This window comes from Altererythrobacter litoralis (assembly GCF_036324225.1).
Classification (GTDB): Bacteria; Pseudomonadota; Alphaproteobacteria; order Sphingomonadales; family Sphingomonadaceae; genus Erythrobacter; species Erythrobacter litoralis_A.
This window is the reverse complement of sequence record NZ_JAZDQV010000019.1, coordinates 1-8,284: the sequence shown is the minus strand read 5'-3', so window position 1 is coordinate 8,284 and position 8,284 is coordinate 1. Positions and strand designations below refer to the sequence as shown.

Sequence of the window (8,284 nt, the reverse complement as noted above, 5' to 3'; positions counted from 1 at the left end):
CGCAGCAAGGCCTCGCTGCCTCAACGTCAGGCCCCATACCTCGCGGCTTTTGTCAGACGTAGAGACAACAGGATAGGCTATCAGAAGGGAAAAGAGGGCTGCGAAAGAAGGCAGTGGCCACAGTGTAGGCGCACCGCCGCCCAAGGCACTTCCCGCGACACCGAGTAGCGCGAGAATGCAGATCAGATACATCCAGAAGATACCGGCCTTCGAGACCCGAAGAAAGCCAATGCCAAGAATGACAATTGAACTAGCCGCCAATATGAAGATTGATTGACTAGGACCGAGGCCGAAGTCAGGAAAGAGCAAATAGCGAAAAGCCAATAGGGGTAAATATGCAGCGCCAATCGCGAAAAAAGCGATCTTCGACAAGCGCTGCCACGCCTCAATGCCGCTGCCTGCACGAGCCAAATCTGTTTGCAATCCCATGCTCGGAGCGTGGGCGACAGTCCAGAGCTTGTCAATTACACACATCCCACTGGATGGCGCCTATATGAGCTGGACCATGATCAGGATTGGCGACGTCATGCAATTGGATCGGTACCGGGACGATCACCGCTGCTAACCGGAGGAGTTTGATCGTCCCGTTTTATCGCCCTCATGGTCGTTCTGGCAATTTGCTCTCCAGATCCCCTGGTGAGCTGGGACCTTGCTCCCTCCTTCTTCTACCTAGCGCTCACATTGGTCGGAGTTGGTTTGCGCAGCGTTGCGAAGCCGCTCATCCATCCACCTTACAAGCAGAGGCAGGCTATACCTGTTTATAAGAAGCTCATCGTCAAACGGCAGGGCGTGCTTGGGTAGAGCCCCGCCAGTGGTTTCTAAAAGCAGAAGGCCGATACAAACCAGCTCGTCCAGACTTGCCGGCCTATGCCGCCCTCTCCGAAGACGGAAGTCAAACTCCGAAAGTTCGACCTCCAGTCGCTCCTCAAGGCACCTACGTTCACAATGGGTGGCGTAGTTGTAGGGGCAGGAAGTCTCTCGGTGCAAAGTTTAACCGCCTCAAGCGGAAGAAGGCATCCTGGCACGAGACCGCAACGAATACATCTTAATCAGATTACGGAATTTTGTAGAAGCGACGGAGAACTACGTACTGCGGCATACAAAGGCGCGCGAATATTCGTATAAAGTCATTGAGCTGACCGCAAAATAAGGCCACGCCACAGCCCTAGACTTTTCGGCGGCACATATTTGTATTTGCGTCATTTTGCAGCAAAACGAGTTTTTTTACCGTTAATCCACGATTTTGTGGAGCTGTATGTAATCACAGGGCGAAAATACGACGTGTCATTCGTGTCCAACAGCGTATTAGTAAAATTATCGAGACCAACCCATTTGCCGTTTGCGCGAACAATGAGGACGGCGTGATCCGCACCCGAGACGAGCTCCCGACCCAAGACGAGAAAAATATCAGCCTCATCAAATCCCAGCTGCTTCAAAAGTTGCATTTTGACGATAGCAAAATCTTCGCAATCACCGCGGCGAGATGCCAGTGTTACATTAGCAGGCGCCCAATGATCGAGAGCGCCATAGTTATACGAATCTTTTGTGTAACTGATCTGACGGTTTACCCAAGAATTAACGGCTTGAACCCTTTCAAGGGGCGACAGCAGCTGCGCTTCGCCAGCGAAGCGAGCCCAGTCCCCATTGAGTGACAGAGGAGCCTGGCGCACGCTCGCCCATTCCTTTGCCTTCGGACCTTTCCCGAGCGCTACCAGAACGGTTCCGAACATATCAGGGGTCGCAGATGTTTCTGCGACTGTGTCGATCGATGATGCGCGGGCCGGACCGGCAAAAAGCACGACACCCGAGACTAGGCACAAGAATGCCAAAAAATAATTGAGGCCATATTTTTTCGTGAAAAGCACCGTGAACTCCGCCAATTCACGGCACAGCCTCTTTTTGAGGCTATAAACGAGAGTTATTACAACAACTGCGAAATAATTTTTTACCAAATAGTTGATATTGCAGTGTTGCATTCTTCGTGCCGTAGTAGGTCGGGTCTACTAGGCTCACACTTCTGCGTATATTGGTAATAAGTTACTTTATTTTCTATTATGTAATATATATATAACCCTAGAAGTCATTTTATGACCCTTTGGGGTCATGCCTACTCGACGCGAGATGAGTTCGATTGCCGCCCTCAAGTGAGGGGGCATTTCGATGCATGGCAAATCGTAAGCGCCAGAGTTCTTGAAGGATGCCTAAGCGGGCACGGTTACGGCATTTCTAATGGAGAGACGGCGCGGTTTGTCGGGAGTGATTGTTTGCAGACCTCAGTCGAATTATGATGCGCCAAAGGCATCCTGTGCAAGAAACCCGGATGAAATCGCGGCTCATGACGAGTAGCTAAGGCCATTGAGGATCCTACGCCCAGGCTGTCAGTCCTATAGAATTTACCGGCTTATTGCTTTGGCGCTCACAGCCGAGCGAAGAGCGCTTCCCCAACATCAAGCGCACCACGCGCAGGATGGGCGGATGAATTTTGTCGGCGATACTCGTCGCAAAATTATGTGCTAGGATTCTGCATCCGCCGATGATGCGCTTGGCTGCTGGCCGCTACTGAAGCAGGCCAATAATCACCGCCCCGGCTCAGCTAACTTCGGCCGTAAATCTGCTGATAAGTAAGGTGTAGGCTCAATCTAAAGGGCTCGACTATAACGGCCGGCTTTGGCTTGACATATTTCGAGATAGGTCGATGCGGAAAAACTAGGCCGTGGGCTCATAATGGCGCAGTCGTAGCCTGATGCAAGCGAGTTTGACCATGGCGAGGATGGACGAGCCGAGCTTGTCATATCGAGTAGCTTTCCTGCGGTACTATTTGAGTTTGTTAAAGAAGCGCTCAACAAGGTTGCGCTGTTTGTATAGCCAGGGGGAGAAGCAGATGGGGGATTTGCGGTTGGTCTTTGGCGGGATGTTGGCCCAACCGCCCTGCTCGAACACCAGATCGCGCAGACAGTCTGCGTCGTAGGCACGGTCTCCCAGCACCATCTGGCCTTTCCGGATGTCGCCCAACAGTTCGGCAGCGGCCTGAATGTCGTGGGTCTGGCCCGGTGTGATGGCAAGCTTGACCGGCAGGCCGTCGTCGTCGGTCAGAGCATGGATTTTTGTAGTAAGACCTCCCCGGCTTCGTCCAAGACAGCGATCCGGGTGGCTTTTTTAAAGTCGCAGCCGAGTGGTGAACACGCACGCTGGTGCCGTCGATCGTCCGCACATCGCCGCCATAGATATCTGTAATCGCGTCCATTATCCGATCCCACACGCCAGCCTTGGTCCAGCGCCGGAAGCGATTGCAGCAAGTCGTGTGCGGACCATAGCGTTCGGGCAGGTCGCGCCACGGCGAGCCTGATCGCAATATCCAGAATATCCCGTTCAGCACCCGCCGGTCATCAACACGAGGAACACCTCTGGGCTTGTTGGGCAAAAGCGGCTCAATCACCCGCCACTCAAACTCGGTCATCTCATATCGGCTCATGCCGACACTGAATCAGAAACTCGCCGCTCTGGGAATCCCGTTTATGAGTTTAAGGCCTAGGTTAAGCGCTTCAATGCCCTGAACGTCGCAAGTCCCTAACCAGACCGCTGTTTCAGGCCTACCCCTATGACCGTATAAAAATCGCGGCCTTGGAAAGCAAAACAAAGCTTGAGGTGGTGACCCTCAAACATGGACAAAGAAAACTGCGATACTGGTCTCTGCTGGCTACGCCGAAAATTCTATCGACCCCACTTAAAAATGCGCAGAGAAGTAGCTCAATCCCAATTTCAGTAAGAAAAGATCTACTAAAAACCTCAAATGATTTTATGGGGATCACTTGATTTGTCATTATTAATTGCACGAAGTACGTAAATTAAATTGCGAACATCGCCTTCGATATCTTTTTTCTCATCCCATTCGCTCTCGATCGAAGTAGCAAGTTCGTGAATTTCAGCAAAGCCGAGCATTCCCGCAATGCCAGCGATCCTATGAACCCGGTCTAAAATGTCTCTGCTCGCTCGCAAGCAACCCTTTCCGATTTGATCAAGCGCCGATTCGAGATCGATCGCGTCTTCCGACGCGCCCAACTGGAACCGTCTGCGTAACTTGCCTATGCGTGATTCAAACTCGCTCACAGCAACCCCTCAACTCAGGCTTCGATCAACCAAATCTAATACGCCCTATCATCAGATAGGCGCGACCTCAACCAAGCCCTTAAAAAGGTCATTAAAGCAGAAAAGATACAAAATCCAGAAAACCTGGAGAACAAATTGCGATTGCCCGCAGCGAGCCATTACCACGAAAGACAAACGACGTGAGATCAATGGAGCTTGATTGATCCAGCCAATATACATAAAATGATGACTTTTTATATAAAAACAAAAAACTAGGATTGATTCAATTTACTATTCAAATAAAAAAATTACATCATATAAAACTGATAATACAAATACGTAGATTCAAATAATCAATAAACTAAGAATTGTATGTTTCAACTTGGCCTTAGATTTGACAGCAGCCGTTCGGCACGCTATCTGGTAACAGCAATCAAATCATTATTTTGCGAATCCGCCTATTTGTCTATGCCTGAAACTTCTGAAAAATTCGTATTAGTCGCCGATGATCATCCTCTTTGCAAAGAAATAGTGCAAATCTGTCTGGAGCGAATGGATGGAAATTTCCGTCTATTCGGCGTCTCTAGTTTTGCTGAGTTGTCTGGTGCACTCGATCAACTTTCGCGATGCGATTTGTTGGTTCTTGACTTATCGCTCGGAGATTCGACCGGAATCGACACTCTAAAACGGGTGAGAAATGGCTGGCCTTCTGTGCCGATACTTGTTCTTTCGGGGACTGAAAATCTTCAGGTGCAGCACCTCGTGCGTGAAATGGGAGTTATTGGATATATTGGAAAATCAAAACCAATAGAAATGATCGAGCGGGGGCTCAGCGCGGCTCTTGCTGGGCAAGGTGCGTTCGATAGCCTTATCGATGGGGCTGACTCAGCCCAACTCAGGGACCGCTTAGCGCGCGTTGAAAAATTAACACCCGCCCAACTCCGCGTTCTCAATGCGATGGCGTTAGGCGAGCTCAACAAACAGATCGCGCACGAGCTTGGCATAACAGAAATTACTGTTAAGGCTCACGTCAAGGCGATACTGAGTAAGCTCGGGGTCAGCAATCGAACCCAGGCGATATTAGAGGTCAAAGAGCTCAAACGCCTGGGACTGATTGGTCAGGCATTGAGAGGATAACCGCCCTAAAAGGCAGCGGCCAATGGAATAAATGTATTTTTTACTACGACGTTAGCGCGAGGCCAACACTCCGCTAATACACCCTCTAGTTTTACCTCATCCTGCAGCTCCATCTCCAGGTGATCGAGATACTTGAGGAACAGCAGCCAGCCCGCTCAGCATAATCGAATTCGGAAGCCAGGCCCTCGTCATTTCGCATGGCTCAGTCGACGTTGTTAAAAGCGTTTTCGAACATGCGAATAGCTAGCCATAAGTCACTCTGCCGCCGCCCGAATTTCTGAAAGCAGGATGAGGCTCGATAAAGGCTCGCGCCGCGAAACCATGAGAGCCTAAAGGGTGGATAGGAATACCCTCACGCGCACCAGATCTCTGAATTATATTACTTTTATTAAGATAAATGGTGCCCAGAAGAGGACTTCCCAGAATCCACTAAAGTCGTCTATATTTCAGTTACTTGCGCTCGGATTAAGATGGCTGCGTATACAACTTCTGTGTACTTTTGACAATAGGAATTTCGCGGCTTGCGTCCACTTTGGGGACCCACACATTCATAGGAAGCAAAGAGTGGTTCAGAAATGCCCCATGGAGCGCCATGGAAGGCCTCCCACCCATGAAAGTCTAAATATTCAGACTGCTTCTGAAAAAATGCCCCAACATCTTTCGATGGGTCAATTGCCGAGGCCTTAAGGACTTGATGGTCCAAATTCGGTGCAATCATGAGTTCGCCTTCGCCGCTGAAGCTTATGAAACCTCTGTCGAAAAGCCTGTCCACATGAGGAGAGAGAAGCAGGCAACCCCGCTTTGAGGTCAAGATTTCCTAATAAGGGCCGGATTGATCACGCCCCGCCCCATAGAGGTTCAAAGAGCGGTCGTAGGATCGCTTAACATAGCGTCCAGCGCGACTGCCGTAGCTAAGCCAATCCCTAGATCGCCCAAGGCTGACTTCAGCTGAAACCAGTCGACCTGCTTCTCTTTGAGTGCGACCCTAGCTGAGAAAGCGGCGCCCACGAGGAGTGATGTTGCAGAGCCAGCGAAAATGTCGTTGGCAAGCGCCGGGCTTTACTCTGCAGCATCTCCACTTGGCAGAGATCTCTCTTCCGCCGCACCCGCTAAGGCTGATCTGCGAGAACGAGACTAACGCTTGCTCTTCTCGAAGAAGCGGATTGGTTCTTTGCGGTAGTGTTTGACGTGTTTGCGCACGGTTCTGATGAGGTCTTCAGGTTTAGCAGGCTTGATGCAGAAGTCGTTCATGCCTGAGGCCAAGGCACGCTCCCGCTCGGCGTTGGTGGCGCCAGCAGTAAGCGCGATGATTGGCAGTCCCTTGGCACCCTTGAGCTTGCGGATCGCCATGGTGGCCTCGCAGCCATCCATCTCGGGCATCTGCAGGTCCATCAGGACTACGTCGAGATCGTCGAGGTGTCCTTTGACCACTTCCAACGCCTCCATCCCCGAACCTGCAGTCAGGCAGATCGCACCAACGCGCTCGATTACAGGTATAAACGAAGTCAGGTTCAAGTTCTGATCATCGACGACCAGAACTTTGACCCTCGCTAGCCAAGGTGCTTTGCCGAATGTGATCGTGGTGCGCTCGAGCAGGTAGGAAGTATCGTAGCCATGCTCGACACAGGCCTCGTTCACTGCGTCAAACAGCTCCAGCCCGGCAATCGAAGATGCGACGTCAGGCGGGCTGATCAGGGCAAGGCCTTCTGGTGCCGGAGCCTTTTCTCCCTGCCAAAACTGGTCTGTCTCCCAGTCCTGATCTGTCACGACAATAGCGGGACCAGAAGCTTTCTGCGTAGCCTGATAGATCTCCTCGGCGGTAAAGAACGCCGTGGTCTGCCACCCGAACTCCTTGGCATACTCAGAGATGAGCTTGTGCTTCGCCCTATTAAGACCCCACAGGCCAAGTACCAGCTGTCCGGGGGTATCTGCCTGCTCGTCCGCGCTGGCAGTGTCGATGTCCGCCAGTGGCAGTTCGACCTCAAACCAAAAGCTCGAGCCCTGCCCAGGTTGCGAACTCGCTCCGACCGTACCGCCCATCTGCTCGGCCATCTGCTTGACGATCGACAGGCCAAGACCCGTGCCGCCCTGATCGCGCTTCTGGTACGACTGGACCTGACTGAAGGGCTTGAACAGCTTGTCGAGATCTTCAGCAGCAATACCCCGCCCGTTGTCATCGACAACAAAGCGCAGCCGCTTGCACCCTTGTGACGAAGCCTCGAGCTCATCGACATGGAGCCCTACCATACCCCCTGCCTGCGTGAACTTGATGGCGTTGCTGACAAGGTTGCTCAACATCTGGCGCAGGCGTGCCGCATCGCCAATCAGCGGCACTCGAAGTGCGAGAGGCAGCTCGGCAAGGCGTAGATTCACGCCCGCCTTTTTGGCGCTCGCGCTGAATAGTGCTGTGATTTCTTGCAGCAGATCCCATAGCGCTAACTCACGCTCCTCCAGCTCAAACTGGGCCGCTTCGTTCTTAGAGAACTCGAGCACGCTGCTCACCAGCGATAGCAGATTGTTGGCTGAAGTCTCGATCACGTCAAAGTCACGCCGCTCGATCCGTTCGTGGCCATCCGCCTTGATAAGGCTGATCATGTTCACCAGCGCATTGAGCGGTGTACGGATCTCGTGGTTCATGGTCGCAAGAAACTGCGAGGTCGCCTCGCGCTGCTTGTCGGCAACTTGTGCTGCGATGCGATCGGTTTCTGCCGCCTTGATATCCGTGATATCGCGAGCCACGCCAAGGAATGCGGTGATCTCTCCGCTTGCATCCCTGATCGCCGAGACAGTCAGGAGTACCGGGATCCGTGTCCCGTCCTTGTGAACCCAAGTGAGCTCGATCGTTTGCGCCAAACCGTTACGAGCAGCAAAAACAAGTGCATCGAAGCCGTGCTCCACTTCTGTCCCAGTCTCGGCAGAGAGTTTAGAAGCATATTCGATTAATGCTGGGTCGTTTTTGTGATCCCATACTTCGGGCGCTGGCCTGCCAACGACCTCCTCAGCGCTGTATCCCAGCAATTCCTCTGCTGCCGGATTGAACAGCGTGATCAGGCCGTTGGGA

The 8,284-nt window shown here is 52.1% G+C and carries 5 protein-coding genes and 1 pseudogene; 1 reads left to right on the top strand and 5 read right to left on the bottom strand.

Annotated elements, in window-relative coordinates; genetic code table 11:
- The 4 genes and pseudogenes from VRS74_RS12620 to VRS74_RS12605 form a co-directional block, all read right to left on the bottom strand.
- A partial coding sequence (locus VRS74_RS12620) for a hypothetical protein (protein WP_354145582.1) occupies window positions 1-429 on the bottom strand: 429 nt, incomplete at its 3' end.
- Window positions 430-1,199: 770 nt separating this feature from the next.
- On the bottom strand, window positions 1,200-1,976 hold the full coding sequence (locus VRS74_RS12615) for a transglutaminase-like cysteine peptidase (RefSeq protein WP_354145581.1): 777 nt from the start codon (window positions 1,974-1,976) through the stop codon (window positions 1,200-1,202).
- A gap of 730 nt (window positions 1,977-2,706) precedes the next feature.
- Window positions 2,707-3,472 (bottom strand): annotated as a pseudogene (locus tag VRS74_RS12610) (IS5 family transposase).
- Window positions 3,473-3,786: 314 nt separating this feature from the next.
- A complete protein-coding gene (locus VRS74_RS12605) occupies window positions 3,787-4,107 on the bottom strand; it encodes an Hpt domain-containing protein (RefSeq protein ID WP_354145580.1) in 321 nt (106 codons plus the stop codon).
- Between the two features lie 447 nt (window positions 4,108-4,554).
- On the opposite strand from VRS74_RS12605, the gene VRS74_RS12600 reads away from it, so the two are divergent.
- Entirely contained in the window at window positions 4,555-5,223 is a 669-nt protein-coding gene (locus VRS74_RS12600; protein WP_354145579.1) for a LuxR C-terminal-related transcriptional regulator, read from the top strand.
- A gap of 1,134 nt (window positions 5,224-6,357) precedes the next feature.
- On the opposite strand, the gene VRS74_RS12595 is transcribed toward VRS74_RS12600, so the two are convergent.
- Window positions 6,358-8,284, bottom strand: a 1,927-nt coding sequence (locus VRS74_RS12595; RefSeq protein WP_354145578.1) for a PAS domain-containing hybrid sensor histidine kinase/response regulator, incomplete at its 5' end; no start/stop codon positions are given.

What these genes read in the sequence shown, in the direction of transcription:
- VRS74_RS12615 (WP_354145581.1), bottom strand. Translation starts at nt 1,976, where the DNA reads ATGCAACACTGCAATATCAACTATTTGGTAAAAAATTATTTCGCAGTT.
- VRS74_RS12600 (WP_354145579.1), top strand. Translation starts at nt 4,555, where the DNA reads ATGCCTGAAACTTCTGAAAAATTCGTATTAGTCGCCGATGATCATCCT.